The organism is Caulobacter sp. Root1455 (assembly GCF_001426905.1).
GTDB lineage: Bacteria > Pseudomonadota > Alphaproteobacteria > Caulobacterales > Caulobacteraceae > Caulobacter.
Genome location: NZ_LMFQ01000005.1, coordinates 74,570 through 100,347, shown reverse-complemented (window position 1 = coordinate 100,347; position 25,778 = coordinate 74,570). Strand labels below are relative to the sequence as shown.

The 25,778-nt window shown below is 66.8% G+C and carries 11 protein-coding genes; 2 read left to right on the top strand and 9 right to left on the bottom strand.

All coding sequences use genetic code 11. The features are described from left to right. Window positions 1–110 precede the first annotated feature (110 nt). From ASD21_RS04835 to ASD21_RS23810, 9 genes are all read right to left on the bottom strand, one after another. Window positions 111–695, bottom strand: coding sequence for a recombinase family protein (locus ASD21_RS04835; RefSeq protein WP_056437571.1), 585 nt, complete (start codon window positions 693–695; stop codon window positions 111–113). Window positions 696–825: 130 nt separating this feature from the next. Beyond that, window positions 826–1,803: a TniQ family protein gene (locus tag ASD21_RS04830; protein WP_235524841.1), complete on the bottom strand. Its 978-nt coding sequence runs from the start codon at window positions 1,801–1,803 to the stop codon at window positions 826–828. 11 nt (window positions 1,804–1,814) lie between these two features. Next, window positions 1,815–2,687 carry a TniB family NTP-binding protein gene (locus tag ASD21_RS04825; RefSeq protein WP_056437564.1) on the bottom strand — a complete coding sequence of 291 codons (873 nt, stop codon included), beginning with the start codon at window positions 2,685–2,687 and terminating at the stop codon, window positions 1,815–1,817. Further along, entirely contained in the window at window positions 2,681–4,423 is a 1,743-nt protein-coding gene (locus tag ASD21_RS04820) for a Mu transposase C-terminal domain-containing protein (protein WP_235523779.1), read from the bottom strand. Before ASD21_RS04820 ends, ASD21_RS04825 begins: the two co-directional genes overlap by 7 nt. Window positions 4,424–5,161: 738 nt before the next feature. Next, entirely contained in the window at window positions 5,162–15,574 is a 10,413-nt protein-coding gene (locus ASD21_RS04815; RefSeq protein ID WP_156398292.1) for a hypothetical protein, read from the bottom strand. Between the two features lie 9 nt (window positions 15,575–15,583). Continuing rightward, complete coding sequence (locus tag ASD21_RS04810) at window positions 15,584–16,876, bottom strand: hypothetical protein (RefSeq protein ID WP_056437553.1); 1,293 nt, start codon at window positions 16,874–16,876, stop codon at window positions 15,584–15,586. Next, the gene (locus tag ASD21_RS04805) at window positions 16,873–20,424 is read right to left on the bottom strand and encodes a hypothetical protein (RefSeq protein WP_156398291.1); all 3,552 of its coding nucleotides are present in this window, start codon (window positions 20,422–20,424) and stop codon (window positions 16,873–16,875) included. The genes ASD21_RS04810 and ASD21_RS04805 overlap by 4 nt, the downstream gene beginning before the upstream one ends. A gap of 758 nt (window positions 20,425–21,182) precedes the next feature. Beyond that, window positions 21,183–21,533, bottom strand: a complete 351-nt coding sequence (locus ASD21_RS04795; protein WP_056437546.1) for a hypothetical protein — start codon at window positions 21,531–21,533, stop codon at window positions 21,183–21,185. Between the two features lie 386 nt (window positions 21,534–21,919). Beyond that, on the bottom strand, window positions 21,920–22,063 hold the full coding sequence (locus tag ASD21_RS23810; RefSeq protein WP_156390843.1) for a hypothetical protein: 144 nt from the start codon (window positions 22,061–22,063) through the stop codon (window positions 21,920–21,922). Window positions 22,064–22,279: 216 nt separating this feature from the next. Here ASD21_RS23810 and ASD21_RS04790 point away from each other — a divergent pair, with 216 nt between their 5' ends. Together ASD21_RS04790 and ASD21_RS04785 are read left to right on the top strand one after the other, a co-directional pair. Then, the gene (locus ASD21_RS04790; protein WP_056437542.1) at window positions 22,280–24,559 is read left to right on the top strand and encodes a TonB-dependent receptor; all 2,280 of its coding nucleotides are present in this window, start codon (window positions 22,280–22,282) and stop codon (window positions 24,557–24,559) included. After that, the gene (locus ASD21_RS04785) at window positions 24,556–25,743 is read left to right on the top strand and encodes an MFS transporter (protein ID WP_056437539.1); all 1,188 of its coding nucleotides are present in this window, start codon (window positions 24,556–24,558) and stop codon (window positions 25,741–25,743) included. The genes ASD21_RS04790 and ASD21_RS04785 overlap by 4 nt, the downstream gene beginning before the upstream one ends. Window positions 25,744–25,778: the final 35 nt, after the last annotated feature.

The following is a 25,778-nucleotide window of genomic DNA, read 5'->3' as shown; positions in this document are numbered from 1 at the left end:
CGGCGTGTCACATATCGAAATAGACGCGACTGGCGCTGTGGTTTGGGATTTTCGACCCAAATTCACGCGACTATTCGATATTTCGCGCGAAATAGACGCGACTGACCGGATCATGCGGGAACCATAGCAGCCTTGACCCTTAAAATCGACTGACGACTGGTTCTGTACTCGCGCGCGAGCGCCGAAACGCTGTCGCCGTTGGTGAGGCGCCGCTGGATATCTGCGCGGCCATCGGGCGTCAGACTCGGCGGCCTGCCGAGGATCTTGCCTTCGGCCTTGGCGCGGCTAAGCCCGGCCTGGGTGCGCTCGATCAGCTGGTCACGCTCGAACTCAGCAACGGCGTTGATGACGTTCATCGTCAGCTTGCCCGTCGAGCTGGCCAGATCAACGCCGCCAAGCGCGAGGCAATGCACCCGCACGCCGATCTCGGCGAGCTTCGACACGGTGCCGGCCACGTCCATGGAATTGCGGCCGAGCCGATCGAGCTTGGTGACAACCAGCACGTCGTCGGGTTCGAGCCGGTCCATGAGACGATTGAAGCCGCTGCGCTGGCTGGTGGCGACGCTTCCGGAAATGGTTTCGGAGATGACCCGCCGCGGTTCGACCTTGAAGCCGGCAGCCTGAATCTCCAGCACCTGATTTTCGGTTGTCTGCCCGACCGTGGAGACGCGAACATAGGCAAAGGTGCGTGGCATGGCCGGTTTTGTCCGAAAAGGATGTCCGGAATATAACGCGCGTCCGGAATTGCTCCAAGCTAATTTTCGGACATAGCGGGCCCACCCGTCCGAAACCGAACGATTTCGGACGGGCCGAGACTCCAACGACTCAGCGAGGTCTCTGCAGCGCTCGGCGGGCCGGTGTCGCGATGCAGCCGGGCCAGGCCTGCAGGCGGTCCGTGAGGATCGCACGCAGCCGATCGTCCAATTCGTCGAAGGCGTAGACAAACGGGCCGGGGCTATGCGGGTCGTTCCATCGCATGACGGTTGAGAACGGATGGCTCCGTGCTTGGGGCCAGGCCAGCAAAGTCGCCACGGCGGCGTAGACATTCATGCGATCGCGCGGACCTTGATCGGCAAGCAACGCCGTGCCGTGCCGCCGGTCGCTGGCGCCGATGGAAAACGTCGCGCTGCCGTTGCGGATCTCGTCGAACTGGTGAGCGAACGTGGTCGTACTTCCCGGACGCCAGAGTACGACCTCGATCAGCGCAGTCGCGCTGACGAGGAAGGTCGCGGGTGTGCGCGGTAGCCACTGGGGGCCAGGCGGTTGCCCGCTCAGGGCTCGCATGAGGGCGTCTTCGAACGCCAGAGTGAATTCAGCGGGTCGGCCGGCGAAGTGTGTTGCGCCGATGCTGGTACGCGAGCCTTCATGAACGAAGCGCGCGGCGCCGTCCTGTAGGACAAGCCCGTAGCCGTCGAGGCCGGCCAAGCGGACTCGGTGCTTTGGACAACTGAAACGCCACGAGCTGGCGCTCGACGCCGAAACGAAGTGATCGCCAACCCTGTCCGCAGCGTCACGGCAACAGGCCGGGCAAGCCGCGCCACGAATGAAGGCAGGCCGGCTGAGCGCGAGCGGAGCCGCGATCGTCGCCGGGTCCGGCGCGAAGAAACGGCGCAGCTCGTTCGCATTCAGGCGCGTGCTCTCCGACAGCTGGTCGAACAGGCCGTCGGGTGGCGCAAGGTCTTGAGGATCGTCGCAACCCAGCCCGGACCAGAAGTCAGCCGCGGTGACGAAATTGTGGGCCGCCAGACGCGCCACCCACGACGATAGACCCTCGCCGGCCATTGGCCGGGGCGCGAACGGCAACGACGGCATCCTTAGCCTGCCGCAGCCCTCACCCGGCGCCGCATGGCGGCGGCGGTGCGGACATGGCGGGTGACATCGTCAAGTCGCAGAGTCTTCAATGTGATCTGTTCCTCGCCCGTGTCTATGGCGTGCACGGCGGCCGCGTTGAGCAGGCGGAAGGTCTTGCCAGGACTGCCGGCAGTCAGGTCGTGAACGCCGTCGACAAGTGGTTGATCGACCTGCGAAGTCCGGCGCAGCGGGAAGAAGGCGATCACCGACCGCACGATCGTCGCGTAGTCGGCATCGTTGCGAAGCCGCGTCAGCTGAAAAGGCTGCACCCGGCCTTCCACCTGGGGATCGGAGGTCAGGGCGTGGAGAGCTTCCATGGTGCCGAAACAGGCGAGCGACAGCTCCAGCCGGTTTGAGAGCCGGCGGAGCGCCGCCAAGGTCTTGCGCTGCGCTGACCCCGTGCCGATCACCAGGTTGTTGGTCTCGTCGATAATCAGCAGGCGGGCGCCAAGGCGCTTGAGCTGCAGGTGTACGATCCGCTCCATATCAATGAGGCGTCCACCCTCGGGCGCGCCAATGGCCTGCAGGATCGCGGAATAGAGCCGCGCTTCGTCGGCTTCCGGCGGGGCCTCCATCGCCACGACCTCGCTTGAGGTCCGGCCGGTCTCTGAGTCAAAGATCGGCGCGTGGGCGCGCATGAATTTCTTTAGGATCGTGGTCTTGCCGACGTCGGGTTCACCGACGACCAGCAGCGAAGGCATGCGGGTGCGGCGTGCGCCGCGCAGCAATTCGGCCATCCGGGTCAGCGCCGCTTCGCCCTGTGGATAGTGAACCCAGCGGTCGGCCAGGATCTTGGCGACTCGCGTCTCGTCGTCGGCGTCGGCTCCGCTCACCATTGCTCAATCTCCCCGATCCGACCGCTGATGGGCCCCAGCGCCGCGACCGGCTCCGGATCGGGCTGTGGCGGGTCAGGAGCCAACGCCGCCGCATAGCCGCGGTCGCGGCGTTCGGCGTCACGGCGCTGACGGCGGGTCTCGCTCTTGGCCCGCCCGACCAGCTCGACATTGCGTCGCCTCGCTTCGAACAGTGCGTCTTCATTGACGTGGGCCGCGCCCTCGGCGGCGAGGCATCGCCTGGCCGCCTGGAGTTCCCACAAACTCATGGGTGGCCGGGCGAGGTTGCGGTAGCGAATGGATTGAACGCCCTGCGCCGTGGGCACGTAAAGACGGGATAGGTCGCGCGGATCGTAGCGGACGATCAACTTGCGATCCCCAGTGTCGAACAGCGGCTCCAGGAACGGCTCGTAATAATGGATGCGGTTGAAGACAACGCCTTGGCGGGTGATGGCGCGCGAAACCGACGGCAGAAATTCGAAGGCCAGGCGCTCCGGATCGCTCGGCGTCCGCGGAACAAAGCCCTGGCCATCGGCGCCGCGGCGCCAGGCCACCAGCGGCGGCCGCCCCGTGACGGAATGGATCCGCATATTGTAGTCGCTGGCGATGAACCGCCAGAGCCAGGTCTCAAGCTCGTCCAGCGTGAGCGCGGCCGACCCGTCACTGTCATAGTCACGGCGCTGCGCGACATTGGAAAAGGTTGTACCCGGCAGCAGGTGCATCTCCTGCTGCGCGGTCCCGATCAAGCGCTCAATATGACCGCCATAGCGCGGCGCGCCCAGGGGCCGATAGTCGATCTCGATACCGAGGTTGGCGCAAGCCCGCTGGAACGTCGCGCTTCGAAAATCGGAGCCGTTGTCGCTGTGGACACCATCCGGCAAACCGAAGGCTGGCCAGTCCGCAGCCACATCCCGTTCCCTCAGGACGCCGGCCTTATCCAGAATGGCGTGACGTAGCGCTAGGCCGACGGATACGACCGATGGATCTTCCAGCGACACATGCAGGCCGGTGATGACGCGTGACGCGACGTCGATCACCAGTGTGACCCACGGCCGCCCGATCGGGCGGCGCGTCTCAACGTCCACGATCACCACGTCCACCGGAGAATGGTCGATTTGCCAGAGGGCGTTCGGCCGATCGACGATCAAGGCCCCAGGGCGCATGGTCTGGGCTTCCGCCGCTCCCCTCCCCTCACGACGGCCCGCGACCGTCTTGCGGCTGAGCTTGCGCAGTCGCCGGTGGACGGTCGAAATTGCCGGCGTCGCCAGTCCAGTCGCCCGGCAGCGCTGTGCAATCTCCCGATGCAAGGCCGCTGCAGACGGAGCCTGCTTGGTAAGGAAAAAGTCTTGGATCGCCGCGTCGATCACGGTCTCGATCGAGGCCGGGACGCGGCTGCGTCCTGGGCGCCAACCGCGCGCTTCACCCGTGATCGATTCCGCAGTTTGATCCGCCGCGAAGCGGCGCAGCAGCGTATAGAGTGTCGAGATATGCAGTCCGAGCCGGCTAGCAGCCTGCTCCATGTCGGCTCGGCTGCGCCTTGGCGCCTCGATTAGTTTTCGTAGTTCGGGCTGGCGTCCAAGCGCCTTGCGCCAGCGCTGCTCGGCCGCTCCTGTTAGAGGTAGATCCGGGCCAGCGGCCATTGGCGATCGTCCTCGCAAGCGCAGGTTCACCAAAAGAATGCCTGAGTCGATGCGGATGCGCAGGATCGAAATTAACGCGAACGTACGCCAGAGGGACACGTCCGCATCTTCACCCGCGACTATTCGATAATTCGCGTCTAGTTCGAACGGGCCGCCTGTTAGAAAACAAGGGTTTGCGCCGAAAATCAGTCGCGCTTATTTCGCTCTACGACAGAACGCTATTCGATAATTCGCGTCTAGTTCGAACGGGCCGCCTGTTAGAAAACAAGGGTTTGCGCCGAAAATCAGTCGCGCTTATTTCGCTCTACGACAGCAACACCAAGCCAAGCCATGTCATGGAGCATCCAGCGCAGTAGCCGAAGCAGCTCTATTCCGGCGGCTCGGCGTCAGTGGCGCGAGCAAGACGCTCAGGCGTCAGATCCAGCGGCCAGGCGGCGTGCGCGGCTTGGCCGTGACCGGCCGAAAGCGACGCGCGGGAAATGCGGCGAAGGCCTGCCGAGCGAGATTGGCAGGCGCTGTTTACGGGCAGATATGCCGCAAAGACTGAACTGGCGTCCAGAATGGCGATTGGGGCTGCCTGGCCAATGCGGCCACGGCGCCGCGCAATCGCACGTCGATGACGAGCGGCTACAGATGCGAATGCGTTGCAAGACGATCTGCTTCCTGGGCGCTCGTAACGCGCGGCAACGTCTGAGCGGATCATTTGGGGTGGGTAAAATTGAGATAATTCAGCCTATTGATTGATTTATCTCTCAGATCGGCCCGCCTGTCATGGATCCTGTCGAGGAGCAGGGTGGTCGCCCTGCCCTGCTCCGCACGCCTCCGTCGATCCCGCGCCTATGATGAGACGTCGTCCAGCGCGATATAGACGCTGGACACCTTGACGAGCGGCATCGTGGCCCCCGGCAGGGTGCTGTAGAGGATCACCTCGAAGCTCAGCGTGGCGCCGATGCCGGCCAGGGGCTGGCGGTTCGCCTGCAGCCAGCCGTTCACCAACCCGGCCAGTTCGCCCAGGGCCGCCGAGGTCGGCGCGGTCGGCGGCATCAGGCCGATCGGCAGGTCGATCACCGGACTGGCCGGATCGCTGTTCAGGGGGTAGCGGCTGTCGGCGCCGATCTGGGTGGTGAGGTAGGTCGCGCCGTCCGCGCCCAGAAGCTGTTCGAAGAACTCGTGCAGATAGGTGGAGATCGCCGCCGGCGGCGTCACAGGCGGATCGAGCGTGGCCAGGTTGTAGGTCGGGTAGCGGATCAGCGGCGTGATCGGGGTGGCGAAGGCCACCGGGATGGTCGTGAACACGAACGCGTCGTTCGTCTTGGTTCCGTTTTCCAGATCGACATTGCGCTGGATCTGGATCGCCGTGTCCGCCGACTGGAACAGGATGGCGCTGAGCTGGGGGAAGGCGATCGTCTGGGACTGGGCGTCCTTGGCCTCTCTGGTGGTCAGATAGGCCCCGGTGACGGTGTTGACGTACTGATAGGCGGCCAACGCGCCCGGAGGCGGCGTCACCGGCTGGACCGTGAACGTCTCGGGCAGGATCTGGATCAGCGGCAACGGGGCGCTGGCCCCGCCCACGTTGGTGACGACGATCACGGCCGGAGCCTGATCGTCGTTCAGAGCCACCTCGACGCGGAACTTCAGGTTCACCGGCGGCGGACCGGAAGGCGCCGCCAGTTTGAGGGTCGGCGGCGCCGGCGGTTTGGCCCAGTCGGCATAGGCCGTGGAGAATCCCGAGACCAGGGTGTTCCACGCGGTCAGCGCCGCGGCGGCGTTGACGTAGGTGGCGCTGGTCAGCTTGGTGTCGGGCGCCACCTGGGTCAGATAGGCGTCGAAGTCGGCGAAGATCGCCGGGGCGCATCCGATCAGGTTCGCCAGGGCGACGAACAGTCCTGTCGCCGGATCCTCGGGCGGCGCGGCGAGCGTGGCCGGCGCGTTGAACGACACGGTCGCCAGCAGCGAGTCCTGCGCGGCGCGCCGCGCCGTGTAGGTGAAGGTGTAGTCCCAGAGCGAGAGCTGGGCCGGCGTCGGATTGGCGATCCCCGAGCCCGCCCCGGTCTGGCCCTGGGCCGTCGGCGGCGGCGGCAGGGACCGCAGCGGAACCGGGAACTGCAGCGGGCCAGAGCCGATCGGATAGGCGAACGGGCCCGTGGTGAAGGCGATCCAGCTGCTCTGCGTGTAGCCGTCGATGCCCGGCACCTTGGTGATGTCGTTCTGCAGGTGGGTGAGCTGATAGCTCAGCGTCAGCGGGATCGAGGCCTCCAGCGTCGGATCCGAGCAGGTGAACAGGAAGGCCATCGCCGAGTCCGTGCTCGTCGCGCCCTTGGCGTTCAGCGCGATGCTGGACACCGACAGGGCGTAGTTGGGCAGGTCGAGCGGCGGCGCGGTGTTGACCGGCGCGCCATAGAAGGCGGGCGGGCTGGCCGTGCCGGGCGCTTGCGGTTCGTTGGTGGTCGCGCCGGTCACCGGCACCACGGCCACCGAGGTCACCGCCGAGGCGTTGGCCAGTTGCTGCAGCAAGGACTGCTTCAGCTCCTCCTTGGCGGCGGCCTTCAGCGTCGGGGCGTCGGCGCCGACCAGCACGGGCTCGATCGTGCCGGAGATGGTTTCGGCCAGGGCGGCCTTCTGGGCCAGGATGTCGAACAGATCGCCGGCCTGGTCGGGATCCTTGCCGGCCAGGGCCGCCACGATGAAGGCCGGCGCGGCGTAGGTCGGGGACAGGAAGGTGTCGATCGCGGTCAGCGCCTGGGCGCACCAGACGTTCAGGTCGACGCCCGTGAAGGTGGTCGACGCCCCCTCCCCCGGACTCAGGCCCTTGCCGGTGACATAGGCCGGCAGCGTGACCGTGCCGGAGGATTGCGACTTGGCCACGGGCTTGGGCGCGTAGAACACCGGCTCGTCGCCCACGGTCATGGTCAGGCCGACATTGGAGCCCTGGGCGGCGAACCGCGCCGCCCACACGGTGTAGAGCTGGTTGGCCAGGGGTTCGTCGGGGTCGGCGGGGCCGGCGCCGACGCGATACTGCCAGGCGCTGGTGACGAACGCCGTTTCCATCTGCTGGGCGAACGGCTTCAGGGCGTCCTGCGAATCCTGGGCGGTGGTCGAGTACGGCAGGATTTCCGTCTGCACGGTCACGCCGCCGTCGACGTCGAGAAGTTGCGCGTCGACCAGACGGGGATTGCGGCTCTGCATCAGGAACAGGCGCAGCCGCACCACATTGTCCGCCACCACCTGGGTCAGGTCGATCGGAACGGTAAGCGTGGCGCCGACGGGGCCGCTCGGCGCCGTGCCGCCCGCCGCGGCCGCGGTCGTCTGGGCGCACTGGTTGGCGAAGGCGACGAACTTGGCCGCGAGCGCGGCATCCATGTCCTGGACGCCGCCGGTCAGGCTGTTGAGCAGCGAGAAGGTGACCGCGGGGCCGCTGACTCCGGGCACGTTCTGCCCGTCGTAGTTCTGGTTGAGCTGGTAGTAGACGGCGGCGAACACCTTGGCGTCGTTGGCGGCGGCCGGGGCCGGAACGCCCCCGGAGGGCTGGTAGGCGTCGGTGTTCAGGGCCAGCGTGATCTGGAGCTGGGGCGCGCCCGCGCTGCCCGTGTAGACGTAGGACGCGCTGACGTTCGGCCACTGGCTGAGGGCGATGAGTGTGTCGGTATAGGTGATGGCGACAGGCGGGTTGTTGAGCGGCCCGTCATAGCCCGCCGGCGGCGTGTTGAACGGCGTGACCGTCTGGTTGCCGAACAGGTCCAGCCAGCGAAGGCTGAGCTGCGCGACGCCGCCGACCCCCTGATAGGGGTTCTGGGCGGCTGGCGGCAGGTTCGGCTGGGGATTGGCCGGCGCGGGGTTGATCTTGGTGTTGTTGTAGACGTTCAACGCCTGCTGGTAGGCGATGGTCGGCGACGCCGCCTGGCTTTGCAGCATCATGCGCCGCGACGTCGGGTTGCGGATGTCGGCCTGGGTCTGGGCCGGCGCGTTTGCCCGCATCAGCGCGCTCTTGGTGTTCGGCGCCGACGACGAGCCGTCGCTGGTCGGGCCGAACGGCAGGCCCGGGGCGCTCAGGGTGAAGAACTGGTTGCCCAGGAAGCCGGCGTCCAGCAGCGAATACAGCGAGAACATGTACTGCTGGCCGTAGGTGGCGTCGGTGCTCGCACCTGGGGGGGCGAGATTGGCGCGGGTCAGCGTCAGGCCGACGTTGCCGACGCCGATCGACGGGTTCGACGAGAAGCTCTGGGGATCGACGTTCAGCGTCGGCGTGCCGGCCAGCAGGCCGGCTTGGCTCTGCGCCATCGCCCCCACCTGCTCCAGGGTCAGTCCGAAATAGCCGGCCACGCTCGAGAAGGTGTCGCCGGCGGCCGCCACATAGGTCACCGGCGGGATCATCAGGACCGCGTAGAGGGCGGCGGTGACGTTCGGATTATAGGCCTGCAGCTGGGCGGAGGTGATCGGCGCGAGCGCGTTCTTGGAATAGTAGTTCGCGACGGTGGTCCACACGTCGCCGCCGGCGACGTCGGCCGGCGTCACTTCATGGAACATGCCGTTCAGGACGATCTGGGCGCTCTGGGCCAGGGCCGCCTGGGGATTGTCGCGGGCGACCTCGCCGGCCGTCATGCCGTAGCGGAGACCGAAGGCCGCCAGGCTGTCGCCGGCTTCGAACACGGCGGTGTTGGGGGCGGACTCTGACACGAGCACCAGGGTGGACCGAGTCGGATCGATGCTGGCGCTGGTCAGGATCGCATTGCACACATTGCTCAGGCGCGCCCCCACCGGCGTTCCGGCGGACCGGGCGTAGGTGACCACCAGCGTCAGGGTCGCGTAGCCGGCCGAATTGAAGAGGCCGGGCGGCAGTTGCGCGCCCTTGACCAGTTCGTCCCAATAGAAGCTGAACCCGCCGGACTGGACCGTCGAGATCTCCCACAGCAGGCGAATGGCGTCGGCGGGCTGGTTGAACAGGTCGTTGACGACCGGCGGCGCTTCTTCGACCGCGAAGCTCGCCTTGAACCGCGGCGGCGGCGGATTGGCCTTGGTGGACAGGTTGGAGCGCGTGATGAAGGCGTAGACGTCAGAGGCGGCGTGGCCGACCAGGCCGGGAATGTTGGAGCCCTGGTCGGCATAGGCGACCAGCACGCCGTTCGCGATGTTCGGACCCAGCGTGTTCATCTCGATCAGGATGCGCTCGAGCAGAACCGCGTCGCTCGGCGTGGGACCGATCAGTTGATAGACATTGGGCGCCATTTGGGTGACCGGCGGCGTGTTCCCGTCGCCGGGAGGCAGCACGGTGTTGGAGTTCGCCGTCGGGGTCTGGGCGCCCGCCGCCTGTTCCAGCTTGCGGATCTGGAAGTCGATGCGGGTGGCGTAGGCGTAGTCGTCGACCGCGGTCACGATCGGGAGCTGGGTGGCCGGATCCGTTGTCAGGGTCGCCGGCGCGAACACCGGCAGATAGCTCATGGCCGCCGACAGCGGCATGTCCTCGGTCAAGGCGGCCTGCTGGGTCTCGATCCGGCTCAGCAACGCGGGGGGCAGCCGCCACAGATAGGGCTGGGCCTGGCCCGAGCCGCCGGTCGCCGCCGTCTGCGACGTTCCGGGCGGCGCGGTGATCTGAGTGATCTCGCTCATGCCCGAGGTGTTCCACGGCGCGTAGCCGGCGGCCGCGAACTGCTGGGGCGTGAGCGCCAGCGGGGGCTCCGGCGCCAGGGTGAGATCGGGATCCACGGTCGAGGCGCTGGGATTGTAGCCGTAGGTCACCGCCCAGTTCAGCACGACCTTGAGATTGGCCGCGGCCAGGGTCAGGTCGGTGTCGCCGCTGGCGTTGGCGACGGAGCCGTTGACCTGCACCCAGTCCAGCTTGGTCGTGTCCTTGTTCAGGGTGACCGTGTAGGGGACGCCATAGGTGGTGACCGGGAACTGCTGGCCGGTGAGCTGATAGAGGCCGTATTCCGACTGGTTGGTCGGATACAGGAACTTCGGCGACAGCGTCAGGCCGGTGGTGTTGGGCAGGCGCAGCCCCTGGAGCATGAAGCGCGAGACCATGCCGGCGGTCTGGCCCACGGTCTCGCCCGCCGCCACGCCCTGGCTCAGTTGGTCGCCGGTCAGCAAGTCCAGCTTGGACAGATGGACCAGCGGCTCCTGCTTGGCGTCGAAGATATCCGCCAGGGCGAGGTTTTCCGTCCGCGCCACGAACGCGGTCGCGCCGACGCCGAACCGGCCGAGCAGCGCGCCCAACGTGTCCCCGGCGACGGTGGTGTAGACCAGCGTCGGTATGATCAGCGGCGCTCCGACCAGAAGCAGGGTGTTCAGGTCATAGAGGCTGGTCTGGGCCGCCAGGACGTCGATCGAGACGTTCAGCGCCTTGGCCACGCTGTCGAAGCTGTCGCCGAGCTGGGTGGTGGCGGACGCCGCGCCAATGGTGATCGTCACGCCCGCCTGCAGCAGGTTGGTGGCGTTCTGGTTGCTGACGATCAGCGCCGCGGGGGTGGTCGTGAACTGCGGCGCGCTGAAGCGGGCCGCGATGGCCGACAGCGACTCGATGATCGTCGTCGCGCCGTCGACCCGGCTCTGGACGCTGGCGGTGACGCCGTCGAAATAGAGCGTCCCCCCGACGGTCAGCGGGTTCTGCGGATTGCCGTTGACCAGGTCCTCGAAGGTGAAGCGCGGATTGGCCTCGCCCGTCTGGACGAAGGCCATGATCGAATTGAGGGAATCCTTCGGCCGCAGCGCGTAGGGGAACGAGGCGTAGCAGTCGATCGCCGCCTGCAACAGTTGCCGCGAGATCATGGCGAAGGCGTCTTCGAACAGCACCTGAGCCAGGGATTCCGGCGTCTCGTCCAGCGACAGCGCCTTGGGGGCCGGCGCGTTGATCTCGTTGTTCAGCGTCGCCGCCAGCTTGTCGAACGCGGCGATCACCGCGGTGCGATAAGCCGGGGTGATCGCGGTCCAGGCCTCGAAGTCGATCGTGACCGTGCCGCCCCCCGTGGTCGGCGCCGGCGACGGCACGGTCAGGCTCAGGCCCGGCATGACGGGGAAGATCACCGCCCCGGCCTTCAGCGCGTCCTGCTGCGCCTTGCTGGGATTGGTGACGAGATCGACGGTGAAGTTGGCCTTCAGGAACGCCAGGATGTCCGAGGCCGCGAGCGCCGGTTGCTGGGCGGGGTCGGCCAGAACCGCCAGGATCTCCTTGAGGGTGGCGACGCTGACCGGCGTCTCGGCCTGAGCCGCGCTGTCCGGCGTCGCCGGGTGGGACGCGATGACCCAGGGCAGCAGGGCGTCGCACAGGGCGGCGAACGACGAACCGGTCGCGTTGCCGTCGCCGGCCGCGGTCGGCGCGTCCATCGAGAACAGGGTCACGAAGGCGCCCTGCTGGTTGGCCAGGCTCAGCTGTTTCATGTCCGGCGCGAGCACGGTGAACTGCGGCGTGAGCACGATGGTCAAGGTGGGCGTCGTGTCGGCGTTGGCATCGGCGGATGCGGAGGCCGAAAGGCTCATCACGCGCGGCTGCGGCGCGAACCGCAGCGCCACCTTGGCCGGCCGTTCCAGAGCGCGCGGCCGGGCTTGGGTCTCGACCTCGCCGAACGCCGCGAAGGCCAGCATCTTGGGCTGGGGATCCCAGGGCGCGGTGCTGTCGGAGCCGATGGTCATGTCCTCCGAGATCGTCGTCGCGAAGGAGAAGCTGATGGAGAAGGAGAACAGGCCAAGATCGATCTTGACCGAGACCGAGACCGAGACGGACGCCGACACCGACATCGGAATGGCGCGATACGACTCGTAGGTGATCTGCAGCGCCAGGACGATCGACACCGACACGCTGGCCGAGATGATCGCGAAATTGATCGTGCCGTAGAGCTTGCCCTGAATGCCAAACTGGCCCCGCAGCCAGAAATAGTTGTCGGCCTGGACCTCCTTGTTGGTGGCGGCCAGGGCCGTGCCGTTGGCCACCGTCACGGCGTTGGACCCGTCATAGGGATGCCAGGGCGCGAACACGCCCTGGATGATGCCGAAGAAGGTGACCGAGAAGCCCGCCGACAGGATGCCTTTGTCGATCGAATAGCCCAGCCCCATCTGCAGGCCGATGCCGAACTCGATCACCGGATCGAAGGTCCCCTTGTCGGTCTTGGGGATCTTGGTGGAGGTGGCGTTGCTAAGCTTGGAGAAATAGAATCCGCCCGATCCCATCACCGGGAACGGGCCGACGATGGCCTGGATCGTGAACGATCCGGAGAAGTCCATGTTGTAGGGGAAGCCCAGGTCGAACGTGAAGTCGCCGTTGGTGTAGATGGCGATGCCGATGGTCGGCAGCGTGACGTTCAGGGCCCCGAAGTTCAGTTGCCGGATCGAGCCGGGCAGCACCAGGTCAAGCTGGTACACGCCGATGGTCGGCGTCACCTTCTTGTACATGATGTCGATGGCCAGATCCTTCAGGACCGGGATCTTGTCGCCGTTGAAGCCGAGCCTCAGGCCGTAGAGGTCAGGATCGTTGAACACGACCATGACCTCGATCGAATAGAGACTGCTCTTGGCGTCGCCGACGCGGAACAGGCCGATGTCGGTGGCGATCAGCCAGTTGCTGTCGGCGTTGTAGCGCGGCTGCTTGGCCTGGGTGCTGGTGGGGTCGACGGGATTGCCGCTGCCCGAGCCGGTCGAGGGGATCTGCTCCAGGGACTTGATGACGGCCTGGGTGCTGCTCATGTCGCTGGCGTTGATCGACACGTGCTGGCCCAGGGCGAGCAGGCGCAGGTCGAACAGCGCGTTCCCGCGGCCCGGCACCTCCGGCATCTTGGTGACGTCTTGGCCCTTGGTCGGGTCGTCGCTGAACAGCGGCTGAAATGAAGGGTCGGACGACAGCGGCGAACGGCCGGAGATCGTGAACAGGACCTTCCCGGTCTTGGGATCGCGGGCGAAGTTGAAGCCGTCGATCACCAGGAAGCCGAGGTCGATCGGCGACGACAGCGTGTAGCCGGCGCTGACCGTCGTCGGCGCGTTGGCGGCCAGATGGAAGGTCAGGAACAGGCCGTCCAGCGAGATCGAGTTCAGCACCGCCCATGGACCGGACAGCGAGAAATACGAGCGGCCGGTCAGCTGCACCAGCGAAGTGATCAGCGATCCCAGGCTCCACCCGTTCAGGGTGACGGTGATGGTCTCGGCGGTGCTGTCATAGGTGCCGGTGACGCCTTCCCACTGCACCGCCAGCGTCGAGCCGCCGGCGCTGCCGGGCTGGTTGAACGCGTAGGCGATCGAGACGGTGAGCCCCTGGACCGCCGCCACCGAGATCGTGCCCAGCACCGAACCGGAGAATTCGCTGCCCGCGGGCTTGGAGCCGTCATAGGCCAGGGCCAGATCGGCCGTGCAGGCGATCGGCAGGCCCGGCAGCACCGTCGTCTCCCAGGTCAGGGCCCCGGCGATGGTGTATTGCGACTGGGCGCCCGAGGCCGTCGGGATGATCGCGCCGACGGCGAAGCGATCGACGATCAGGGTCTTGGGCAGGAAGTCCGGCAGGAACTTGTCCAGATCGGTGACCGCGAACAGGTCGCGCAACAGCGACCCCAGGTCCAGCGGCGCGGCCAGGGAGCTCTGCAGCCGCCATTGCGGCGAAGTCCCCTGCCCTTCGTAGGCGATCAACATGTCGATCGCGATCGGCCCGACCGCCATCAGGCCCGACATCGAGGCCGAATAGGCGGTCGAAGGCGGTTTGGCCGCCGGCGGCTGGGTGGGCTGCGGCGTCTGGGCCGACAGCGCCATGCGCATGCCGTCCAGCCTGATCAGCGGCTGGCCGTTCCAGGTGATGATGTCGACGGTGACGTCCAGCCCGAACGAGAACGCATAGCTGGTGTTGGGCGGATCGATCATCAGCTGCACGTCGCTGAAGACCACGGAGATCCCGTCCGGCATCTGGACCAGGCCGCCGGTCACGGCCGGCAGCAGGTTGGCCAGCGAAACCTGGCCCTGGAATTCCGCCAGGATCGTGAAGTCCTGGTCGATCGACAGCGCGAACTCGCCGCCCGGATTGCCCTGCGCGTCGGTGAAGACGGTGGGCATGAAGGTGAAGGTGGTCTCGAACAGCAGAAGCTGGCGGGAAGCCCCGGTCGGATTCAGCACCGTCCAGTGCAGGTCGAGTGATTTGATGGTGAGGTCGAAATTGCCCGAAGGGTCATTGATCAGCTGGTACTGGAACCCTTCGAGCGTTCCGATCGAAACGGCGGTCGAGGTGATGGTCGGGACCGTCTTGCCTTTCGACATGACAGTCGAAACCAGCAGCCCCTTGAACGCGATCTCGGTGAAGAAGCCCTGCAGCGGCGCGGGGACGTAGGCGATGTAGTTGGCGTTGACCCCGGCTATGGTGGCGATGTTCGCCGGCGTCAGGGGCGTGGTGGCGCCCTCCGGCGGCGCCAGGGCGATGGCGAAGTTGTTGGTGGCGCTCTGGATCTGCACCGTGAATCCGAGCGCGAGCGGCGGCGAGGTGGTGGTCGTGACGAGGCCGCCGAAGGTGTAGCTCACCAGCTGTTCGGGCGGCGGATCGTCCTCGTTCACCGGACCTTCGGCCGGCGGGGCCGGCTCGATCACGAAGCCGAAGAAGGGATCGCTGGCTTCCAGGAACAGGAAGGTGAACGTGGCCGCGGACAAGGGGGCCGTGAGGTTCATCACCGGGAACGGCGTGTCGTCGTTGACGCCCGAGGCGTCGATCGGCCCGGACATCACCAGCGGATTGGGGACCGCTGCCCCCGTCAGGTTGGCGATCTGAAGGACGGTGTTGGCGTAGAGGCTCAGGGTCAGGGCGCCGGCGAAGGTCATGCCGGGCGTCAGGGCGACCAACGCCCCGTCGGAGGCCGGCCAGGCGGCCGTGCCGGCCGCGGTGGAGAACAGCAGGCTGGACTGGCTGAACGTCAGATTGTCGAACACGCCGCCGACCATCCACGGAAAGCCCGTTGGGAAGGTCCAGCCGGACAGGTCGGTGCGGATCTGCACCAGCAGGACGGCCCCCGCGGTGTCCGGCAGGGTGAAGGTCAGGGTGACGGCGGTCTGGGCCGCCGTGGCGCCGAACACGCCGTTGGTGAGGCTGGCGGCGGTGATCGTGAAGCTGTCGCCGACCACGGCGCCGACCTGGCCCTCGCCCACGGACAGGCCGTCGGTTCCAGCCAGCACGAAGGCCTGCTTCAGCAGGGCGTCGAAGCCCGGCGGCGGCGTCACGCCGTTGCTGGTCAGATAGGTGGCGTCGAGCACGACCGGCCAGGTGGCGGAAGCGAAGGCGGCTTGTAGCGTCTGGAGTGACAAGGCCGCCCCCTATCCGTTGAAGAACAAAGGAAGATGGTCGCTGGTGCTGCGGATCTTTCCGTAGACGCCCCAGCCGTGGAACCACGCCCGGACACCCTGCTGCTGGGCGAATTGAGGCGCGATATCGGGGGCTTCGCCGTTCACCCACTGGGCGTTCAGGCCGGCCCAGTCCCAGTTCAGCTCCACGTTGAAGGCCTGGGTTCCCTGCGGACAGCCGCCTGGGTTGGCGCCCGCATTGGCGTAGGGGGAGCCGACAACGCCGTTGATCACCGTCAACTCCGCCGCGGCCGGCAGGCCGCCCGCGCCGGCCAGGTACAGGACGTTGTCGATGGAGGCGTTGGCCGCGCCGTTGCTGTCGCCCGAGTAGAAGTAGGCGGGATAGTAGGCGGGCGACTGGTTCTCGCTCCAGCAACGCGCGCTGTCCGTCGGACGCATGTGCGTGGCGAAATAGCCGGCGTAGCCGAGCAGAGGGTTGGGCATCGGCCCGAAGGCGGGCTCCAACGCCACGTTGTAGCCCAGGGCCGTGAGCGGGGCGTAGCAGTCGGTGTAGGTGCTGTCGGCCACCCGCAGCAGCGTGAGATTGAAATCGCCCAGCACCAGCCGCAGCTCGTTCATCGCCCCGGGGGCGGCGATCGCGGCCATGGTCGTCATGTTCTGCAGGAAGGCCGTCGCCCCTACGAAGTTGGCCGGCGAGTGCACCGTGAAGATGTTGATGGTCCGCCCCCCGGCGTCGAGGAACGTCGTCTGGTAGGGGTGACGCACATCGAGCCCGAAATTGACGTTGGGCGGCGGCATGCCGACCGTGCCGGGGAACTGGACCCGGGCGGCGGAGTAGTTCCCGACAGGCAGGCAATTGTTCCACGGCGCGGGATAAGCCTGGGCCATCGGCACCCCCAGGCCCGGCACGGTGGGACCGACCCCGCCGTTCCACTGGTCCGGACCTGTGAAGGTGACGCGGTCGGCGCGGAAGAAGACGCCGACGGCTTCCTTGTTTCCGGCGATCAGCGGCGGCACCAGACACCAGTTCGGGTCCAATCCCTGCAGATGGCCCAGCAGGGCCAGCATCCCTGTCTCGCCGCCCCCGCCGCACAGGACGCCGCGGTTGTTGTTGTAGGGAGTCTCGACCTCGACGACGATGAAGATGTCGGGATCGGTCTCGGTGACATGCCTGGAGATGTAGGTCAGCCGGTCCGCCGAGGCGGCCTGCTCCGTCCCGGAAGATCCCCTCTTCCGCTTCGCCTGCGGGTTCTGGATCTTGTTGATCGCGAAGTTTTCGATGTTCCAGTAAAGAACCCGGGTCATGTCGAAGCTCCCCCGGAAACCGCCGCGGACTGGCCCTGGTCCTGAACCAGGGCGCCGTACCAGCCCAGGGCCCCCTTCCCGTCAGGCGAGCCGAACACGAACAGGTCGATGCTCGATCCGGACGGCAGCTTGGCTATGCCCAGGAAGCTGAGCGAGATGTCGCTGAGCCGAAGGGTGAAGGCGTCGGGCCCGCCGCCCGCCACCGGACCCAGCGACAGCGAAATGGTGTCGACCTTCAGGTTGACGACGCCCTGCAGGCTGAAGGCGCTGGCGCCGGGCGAGGCCCCGGGCAGCTGCAGGCCGGCGAACGCCGCATAGCTGGTCGCGCTTTGAAGGGTCTGGGGACTCCACGCCATCAGCAGGGTCGAATTGAAGCCCGCCGCCGAGGCCAGCGCGCCCGGGCCGCCCATGTTGATCAGGCAGGACACGCCGTACCAGACCTGGGTCACCGCCGTCTGCGGCGGCGCGCCCTCGTCCAGCACCACGGGCAGATAGCCCCGCGCGGCGGGCGTCGTGCCGGCCGCCGAGACGAGGAAGGCCTGCGGCTGCAGCGTCAGGCCCGACACCACGCTGCCCTCGCGCAGCAGGCTGTTGGCCAGATCGAACGCCAGATTGTCCTCGACGATCGTGTAGGTGGTGACATTGGGGCTCGCCACCGGCGAGGACATGTCTATGTGCAGGTTCGAGAACGCCAGGCCCCCGCTGGCCGTGGCGGGAGGGGCGTCGGCCGCCATGCCGTAGGACATCAGGTCGAACGCCGTGTCGGCCTGGCTCATCAGGACGGCGAAGTTGAAGCTGCCCGTGATCAGGATCCGGCTCAGGATGCTGGGCGGCGTGCCCTTGTCGTTGTTGGTCAGGGTGTTGAAGACGACCTTCGAGACCAGCACCGATCGCAGCACGTTGCTGTCGGTCACCATCACGGTGGGCACGTCGCTCTCGAACAGATAGGTGCCCTGCCCGCCCTCGCTTTGGTAGTAGCCCGTCAGCACCACGCTGTTGGCCGCCTGGCGGGTGGCGTTGAAGAAGGACGCGGTGACCTTCGAGCCGAACAGCACGTTGGTCGTGACCTGCACGTGACTGCGGAAATCGACCAGGGCGCTGTTCTCGAACAGGCTCTGGAGCTGCAGGACGGTGAAGTCGTAGGCGCCGCTCGACGGCAGGGCCAGGGGCAGCGAGGGCGGCGCGCCCCCGGCCACGCTCTGCGCGAAGGCGGGCAGCTGGTAGTCCACCAGGCCGAACAGGCTGCTGGAGCCGGGGATCTTCAGGGTCTGTCCGTCATAGCTGACCGGGCTGACCGAGACGCCGAAATGGTGGGCGCGGAAGTTGGTGAAATTGATCCCGGCGGCCAGGCCCGCCAACTGGGGCGGCAGGTCGGTCGGCGAGATGTCGGCGCCCAGCACCAGGATTCCCCGCCATTCGGGGTTGGTGACGATGTCCGCGAAGTTGCTGTAGAGGGTGTTGCCGCCCTGGGCGGCCTTCATCGCGATGTCGATATATTGCCTGAGCGCCTGGGACAGCACGGCCACGCCGATGCTCGGGTCGGGGTTGGAGAAGTCGTCCGGATCCGTCCAGGCGCTGGGCTTGTCGACCAGGTCGCTCAGCGTCCCCTCGCAGAACTTCATGATCATGACGTTGCTGACATTTGACGAGGCGGACTTGGCGCCGACGTTCGCCTCCATCTTCCAGCCCGCGATGTCGACGACATTGGCGAACTGGCCAAGGTGGGCGGGGTTGGTGATGACCGCGAACAGCTGGTTGGTCTGGAACAGGCCCTGCAACACCGCATCGACGTTCTGGAACGACATCTGCGAGGTGGGCGTGCCCAGGTCGTCGGACTGGGCCAGGATGACCGCTTCGTAGTTCGAATGGCCGCTGCTCTGGTCGAGTTGGGCCAGCAGCCCCTGCGGGGTCGTGCCGTTCGGCGTGATCGTCGCGCCGACGGTCGCGTCGGCGGTCGCGTTGAGCGCGGCCAGGCTCGCGGCGCGAAGCGTCTTGGCGGCCTTGGCCTGGGCGCGCGCCAGGCTCTGCAAGGCGTTGCGGCGGGTGGCGCTGAGAACCTTGCTTTCGTACTCCCCCCAGCCGGCGACGGGGATGGCGCCCGAGGCGCCGGCCCAGGCGACGATCGGGAAATCGACGGCGCCGATGGAGGTGGTCGGCCGCAAGGCGCCGGCCACGGTCTTGCTGTTCCCGCTGAACGCGCCGCCGGGGCCGTAGAGCGCGTTGCCTTGCGGCTGGGCGCTGTAGGTCGGCGTGGAGCCCTGGCCTGGAACCACCTGCGCCCAGCTGGTGATGTAGGTCGGGGGATTGGTGACCGGCAGCGTGGGCTGGGCCTTGCCGGTCGTCGGGTTGGCGATGTCGGACGGCGGCAGGGGAAACTGCGGCGTGTAGGCCGGGCAGACGCCAACGAACCGCAGCGCGTCCGCAGACGCGGCGCCGACCGGATCCAGAGCGAAGTTCTCGGTGCCGGCCAGGCCCGGGATCAGGACCACGGTCCCGTTCGTTCCCGCCGCGCCGGTCAGGTAGTCCCCCGCCGGGGTCATGTAGACGTTCGCCTGGACCGGCAGGAGGTTGGCCCCGATCTGCAGCGGGCCGACGGGCTGGAAGATGAAGCCGCCGTCCTGGGGCGACGGTCCGGTCGCGAGGCTCGCGGTGCTGCGCGGGGTCAGGGCCACCGGGTCGTTGTTGACCGTTCGGAACAGGCTCGCCAGCGCGGCGGTTCCCGGCGCCGCGGCGATGATCGTGCGATAGATCCCCGCCGCGGGGTTCGAGGCCGGGCCGGTGCACAAGGGGTCGATCGGATCGAAGGCCGCCACGTAATCGAGACTGGGCGTGTTCGTCACGTCCAGAACCTGGAATTGCTGCACCACGTCGCTCGCGGACGACGCCTGGCCGAAGGCGTACTGCATCCCGATCAGGAAGCCGCCAAGCTGGCTGGCCACGGTCAAGCCGCCGCCCAGGACCACGCAGCCGGCCGACGGCCCGGCCAACGGGATGACGGCGAGGTTGGACGGAACGGTCAGCTGCAGCGCCTGAGGCGAATTGTAGCCTATGCCCGGCGCCTGCGGGCCGTAGAACTGCAGGGTGTCGTTCTGCACGCTGATATAGACGCCCGCCGCGATCGACAGCCACATGTTGAGGCCGACCAGGGAATTGAAGCTGCTCTGCAGCGTCCATCCGGCCGACTGCTGGGAGAACGAGAAGGCGAAGCCGTTGGAGGCGTTCGGCGCGTAGGTGGGCGATCCGAACACCGGCGGATTCGCCGCGCGCGGCAGCCAGACGAAGTATCGCCCGAAGAACGTGCCGCCGTCGGCGAGCCACGCCTGCACCGCCCAGGCGAAGGTGTTGGCGGTCGCGGTGTCGGTGAAATTCGGCGCCAGCGGGGCGAACAGGAACGACCCGCCGTAGGTGTTCAGCGCGTCATCCAGCGAGATCGGCTTGTTGGGATTGCCGCCGCCGGGCGGGAACATGTAGCCGCACCATGCGGTCGAGCCGCCACCTGCGACTTGATAGAGGTCGGACTCGGAGACTTGCTCGAATTGTACCGACATCTTTGGAATCTCCGACGATGGCGCCGTCCTGCTGCATCGGGAGCACCCCCTGAAGCGGCCAGGAGGCGATCGCACCGGTAAATCGTGTCGGCGGGATCATCTCGGACGAGAAAGTGCAGTCCAAAACGACCATGCCGTTCGACAAGGCGGAGGGTGGCGTCAGCGTCAGCTGCGCGCCCTTGTTCAACTTCAGATCGCCGATAACCAGGTCAAATGGCGTCACGGACATGGATGCCGATGGCAGCAGAAGACTGCTGTAAAGAAGCGTCGTGCCCGTCAGGTAATCGACTTGGGCCCCGTAGCGCGCGCCGTTGAGGACTATTGTTCTCGCGCTGAGGTTTCCCGTGAGATTGTAATTGACGCGAAATAACTCCAAATTGTCCGGCGAAATCCAGGTTGTGATGTCGCCCTTGAACGGAACACTTTTACCGGTGGCGTCGACGACGGCGAAGTCTCCAACCAAGCTCGACGGACTGGGCTCCTGAACGACCGCCAGACTTATGGCTCCGCTTGCGCTCATCCCATTGGCCGCCACCGAGAAGTTGTGCGTCGGGGCGGCGTAGGTGAGGACGGCGTCATCGACGAACTGACCGTTCAGGGTCAGTTTGACGCCGACCTGCGCGACAGCGCCGCTGACGGCGTAGTCGATGGTCAATCCGGAGATATCGCGCTGGCCGGACCAATCTTGAGCCCGCGCCAGCGCCCCCGAAAATAACACAAAGACCAGCGCCAGAACGCTGAAGCGGAGCATCAAGCCATCAGGCCGAGGTAAGCGTCCAGGTGGCGATCAAGCCGCTGTAGTTGTGTTTCGGCTCGTTCGGCGCGGAATAGGTGATGTTGGCGGCCATGTTGCCGTTCAGAAGCGACGTCGGCACGGTCAGCGTGAAGTTCGTGCCGGCGAAGATCGTCGTGGCGGAAGCGCCGGTGCCGATGACCAGGTCTCCCGAGACGACGCCGACGTTGGACGTCTGGATCAGGGTCGTGCTCCAGAGCGTCTGGCCGGCGGAAATGATGTTGACGGTGGCGACGTTGTTGGTCGATCCGCCCTGGGAGGACACCACGGTTTGGATATTGACGTTGGCGTTTAGGTTCCAGTTATACGTCGGCATTGGTTCACACCTTCTGGTTGGGTGGGCGCACTAAATCTCGGCTTAATTGTCGAGTCAATGGACAAGCGCTACTTATTCGATTAATGCAAAACCGTCACAACCATCAGGAATCTTTGTTGAAAAAAGAGCATTAAATTCAATGCTCTAAGTATCGGCTTCACAACAGGGGCCGTTGCCGCCCCATCGCCCTCCGGGCGGCGTCGGCTTTGGCCGCGATGTCCCGCGTCGTCGCGATCTTCGCGCACGCTGGGCGCGGATGGACCGTCGTGATCCCAAGCAGGCGTCGCCGAGATTCGGGACCTCGCTTCGGAACGCCCTCAAAGCGGTCGTGGAGCCCCGCGCGTGGGTTGGCGTCGTGCTCTCAGGAAGAGACGGGACGCCCGAGATCAGAACGTCTGCGCCGCGCCCAAGGCCGGTGCGACCGGCGTGGTCGCCGCATGGGCGCGTGACCCGATCATGGCCGACAGGATCGCCGCTCCGAAGATAATGGCGATCAGCCCGGCGCTTTGCCAGAAATGTGATGTGTGCATGGCGTGCTCCCTCAGCCTGCACAGTTTACGCCCTCCACACCGCAGGCCAATCGGGGCGATCCCTGATGCGGCGCGCTCGGAATTCGAGCGGAGTTGGATGAAGAACGCCTCGGTTGGCGACGGTCTTGGCGGCCAAACATCGCTCAACGAACGTTGCTTGCCATAACGATAGCTGCAACTACTATATCCCCATAGACACAGTAGCGGGGGTAAGGCATGCGGAAGGTTCAGGTGTTCGCGGGCGTCGCCGGGGCGGCGATGTTGGCGGCGGCGGGACAGGCGTCGGCGCAGGAAGCGACGGCGCTCGACGAGATCGTCGTCACCGCCCAGAAACGATCGGAAAACCTCCAGGACGTGCCGGTGTCGGTGACCGCCCTGACCGCCGACCAGCTCAAGGACCAGCGCGTGGGCGACGTGCTGGCGCTGTCGGGCCTGTCCCCGGGCTTGCAGATCAAGACCGACGACAACGCCGCCAATCCTCGGATCTTCATCCGCGGCATCGGGGTCAACGACTTCAACCCCGCCACCGCCAGCGCCGTGGGCGTCTATGTCGACGGCGTCTATGTCGCCTCCCCGCTCGCCCAGATGGCCGGCTTCTACGACCTGCAGCAGGTCGAGGTGCTGCGCGGGCCGCAAGGCACGCTCTACGGCCGCAACACCACCGGCGGCGCGATCAATGTCACCACCAAGAAGCCGACCAGCACGCCGCAGGGCGACCTGGCCGTCGACTACGGCCGGTTCAGCACGCTCAATGTCCAGGCCGGCTTCGGCGGCCCGGTCGTCGGCGACACCCTGGCCTTCCGGATCGCCGGCCTCTACGACAAGAGCGACGGCTATACGCTCAATCGCCTGACCGGCCACAAGGGCAACGACGCCGAGCGCAAGGCCGCGCGTTTCGCCCTGCGCTACACCCCCGACGACAAGCTGACGGTCGATCTGTCGGCGAGCTACAGCAAGTCCACGGGCGGCTCGATCCTGACCTACAACCGCTCGCTGGTCGCCCAGACGGCCGAGGCGGCCAGCACGACCGATCCCGATCCGACCTACGGCTACATCTTCTGCAAGCCGACCCACTACACGTCGGGCCAGTGCACGAACGTCGCCGGCTACGCCAACACCAGCACCAACAAGTACGAGGGCGACTACCGCTTCGAGGGCAAGGACATCGTCAAGCTGTTCGGGGCGACGTCCGCGATCAGCTACGATTTCGGCGGCGTGACGCTCTATTCGGTCACCGGCTATCAGAAGGCCGAACGTGACGACTGGGAGGAGACGGACGCCAACCCGATCTCGATCTTCGACGCCCGCTATATCGCCGAGCAGGACACCGCCAGCCAGGAATTCCGCCTGCAGTCGAACGGCGCGACCGCGCTGCGCTGGGTCGCCGGCCTCTACGCCGCCCGCGACAACCTGGACAACAACAGCCACTACAATGTCCTGGAGGTGCTGCGCGTCCCCGATCCGGTCAACAACCCGACCGGCATGGATCCGGCCAACGGCGTGGGCGTGTTCGGCTGGCCCCTGCACCAGAAGACCACCAGTTACGCCGCCTTCGGCCAGGTCGACTATGACCTGACCGCGAAGCTGACCCTGACGGGCGGGCTGCGGTGGTCGCAGGACAAGAAGACCTTCCACTATGTCAGCGACGTCGACTACGGCCTGCTGACCCTGTTCGAGTACGACAACGCCAAGACCTTCAGCTCGATCTCGGGCCGCCTGGGCCTGCGCTACGCCCTGAGCGACGACGCCAACGTCTATGCGACCTACAATCGCGGCACCAAGAGCGGCGGGTTCTTCAGCGGCCAGACGACCGATCCCCGCGATCTGGGCCCCTACAAGGACGAGACGGTCAACGCCTACGAGGTCGGGGCCAAGAGCGAGTTCCTCGGCCGTCGCCTGCGGGTCAACGTCTCGGCCTTCTACTATGATTACAAGGACCTGCAGGTCTACACCCAGGTCCAGCGCGACGGCCTGCCCGTCCAGCTGTTCACCAACGCCTCCGCGGCGCGGGTCTATGGCGGCGAGGCCGAGATCGAGGCCCGGCCCGTCACCGGGCTGAGCCTGACCTTGGGCGCGTCCCTGCTGAGCGCCGAATACAAGGACTTCATCTCGTATGCGGATCCGTCCATGCCGCCGCTCGACTATTCGGGCAACACCCTGCCCTCCGCGCCCAAGGCAAGCCTGAACGGCGCGGCGCGCTACGAGCATCCGCTGGGCGGCGGCGACCTGATCACCCAGCTGGACTTCACCTATCGCGGCAAGGTCTATTACGACACGGCCAACACCGAACGGCTCAGCGACAAGGCGCGCGCCTATGTCAACGGCCAGGTCGGCTGGGCCTTCGCCGACGGCCGCTACGAACTGGGCGTGTGGGGCAAGAACCTGGCCGACACCACCAACATCTCCGACATCACGCCGATCGCCGCCTTCGGCTTCGACGTGTTCAGCATGGGCCCGCCGCGCACCTACGGCGTCTATTTCCGGGCCAAGTATTGAGCGCGATAGACCTCCCGGCGGACGGCGCGCCGCCGGCCTTCGCGGGCGTCTGGATCGGCGCGCCGCCCAGCCTGGTCCAGCGCCTGACGGTGTTCTGGATCGGGCTGGTCGGGGTGCTGTTTCCCGGCGTCGGACCCTTGCTGCTGGGCGGCATGGAGGCGGCCGGTCGGCTGAGCGCCAACCAGCTGGGCCTGGCCGGCATGGCCGAGCTGGTGGCGATGGGGATCGGCGCGGCGGTGGTCGGGCCGCTGTTCGGCGAGCGGCGGCTGCGGCTGGCGGCGGTGACCTGCGGCCTGTTGCTGGCGGCGCTGGATCTGGCCACGACCCGCGCCTCGGGCGACCTGCTGATCCTGGTCCGCGCGGTCGCGGGTCTTCCGGCCGGGGCGATGATCTGGCTGATCACCGGCATGATCGTCCGCTCGCCGCGCCCGGAACGCTGGGCGGGCCTCTACCTGACGATCCAGACCCTGCTGCAGCTGGGCGTGGTGACCGCGATCGGCGCCTTCGTCATCGAGCCGTTCGGTCCGGACGGCGGCTTCATGCTGCTGGCCGCCCTCACCGTGTCCGCGGTTCTCGCCGGTCTGGCGATCCCAGGCGCCTACGCGCCCCTGGTCGAGACCGCGGAGAACCCCAAGGGTCTGCCCAGCTCGCGCGGCTGGATCGCCCTGGCCGCCGTCTTCTGCTTCCAGGCCTTCATCCTGGCGGTCTGGATCTATGCCGAACCCCTGTCGCGCCAAGCCGGACATCCGACCAGCGTCGCCAGCACGGCCTTCGCGCTGTCGCTGGCTGCCCAGGTCGCGGGCGGCGCGGCGGCCACGGCCCTGGCCGGGCGACTGTCCTGGTTCTGGTCGCTGACGGTCGCCGTGATCCTGGCCGCCGTCGCCCTGCTGGTGATGGCCAGCCTACCGTCGGCGGCGATGTTCCTGGCGGCTTCGGCGGTGTTCGGCTTCGTCTGGCTGTTCGCCTCGCCCTATCTGACGCCGCTGGCGATCGAGGCCGATCCGAGCCGGCGCGCCGCCTTGTTGGGCCCTGGCGCGAGTCTGCTGGGCTGCGGCGCCGGGCCCTTGCTGGCCTCGTTCGTGGTCAGCGGCGCCGACGTACGGCCGGCGGGCTGGCTGGGCGCGGGCCTGGCGCTGGTCACTCTGGTGATCGTCGCCTTCCTGCACGTGACGAGGCCACGCTAAGGGTTCGGGCCGATTGGCTTTTTCCGGCGAAGCGC

What these genes read in the sequence shown, in the direction of transcription:
- ASD21_RS04795 (WP_056437546.1), bottom strand. Translation starts at nt 21,533, where the DNA reads ATGCCGACGTATAACTGGAACCTAAACGCCAACGTCAATATCCAAACC.
- ASD21_RS04810 (WP_056437553.1), bottom strand. Translation starts at nt 16,876, where the DNA reads ATGACCCGGGTTCTTTACTGGAACATCGAAAACTTCGCGATCAACAAG.
- ASD21_RS04805 (WP_156398291.1), bottom strand. Translation starts at nt 20,424, where the DNA reads ATGTCGGTACAATTCGAGCAAGTCTCCGAGTCCGACCTCTATCAAGTC.
- ASD21_RS04825 (WP_056437564.1), bottom strand. Translation starts at nt 2,687, where the DNA reads ATGGTGAGCGGAGCCGACGCCGACGACGAGACGCGAGTCGCCAAGATC.
- ASD21_RS23810 (WP_156390843.1), bottom strand. Translation starts at nt 22,063, where the DNA reads ATGCACACATCACATTTCTGGCAAAGCGCCGGGCTGATCGCCATTATC.
- ASD21_RS04835 (WP_056437571.1), bottom strand. Translation starts at nt 695, where the DNA reads ATGCCACGCACCTTTGCCTATGTTCGCGTCTCCACGGTCGGGCAGACA.
- ASD21_RS04790 (WP_056437542.1), top strand. Translation starts at nt 22,280, where the DNA reads ATGCGGAAGGTTCAGGTGTTCGCGGGCGTCGCCGGGGCGGCGATGTTG.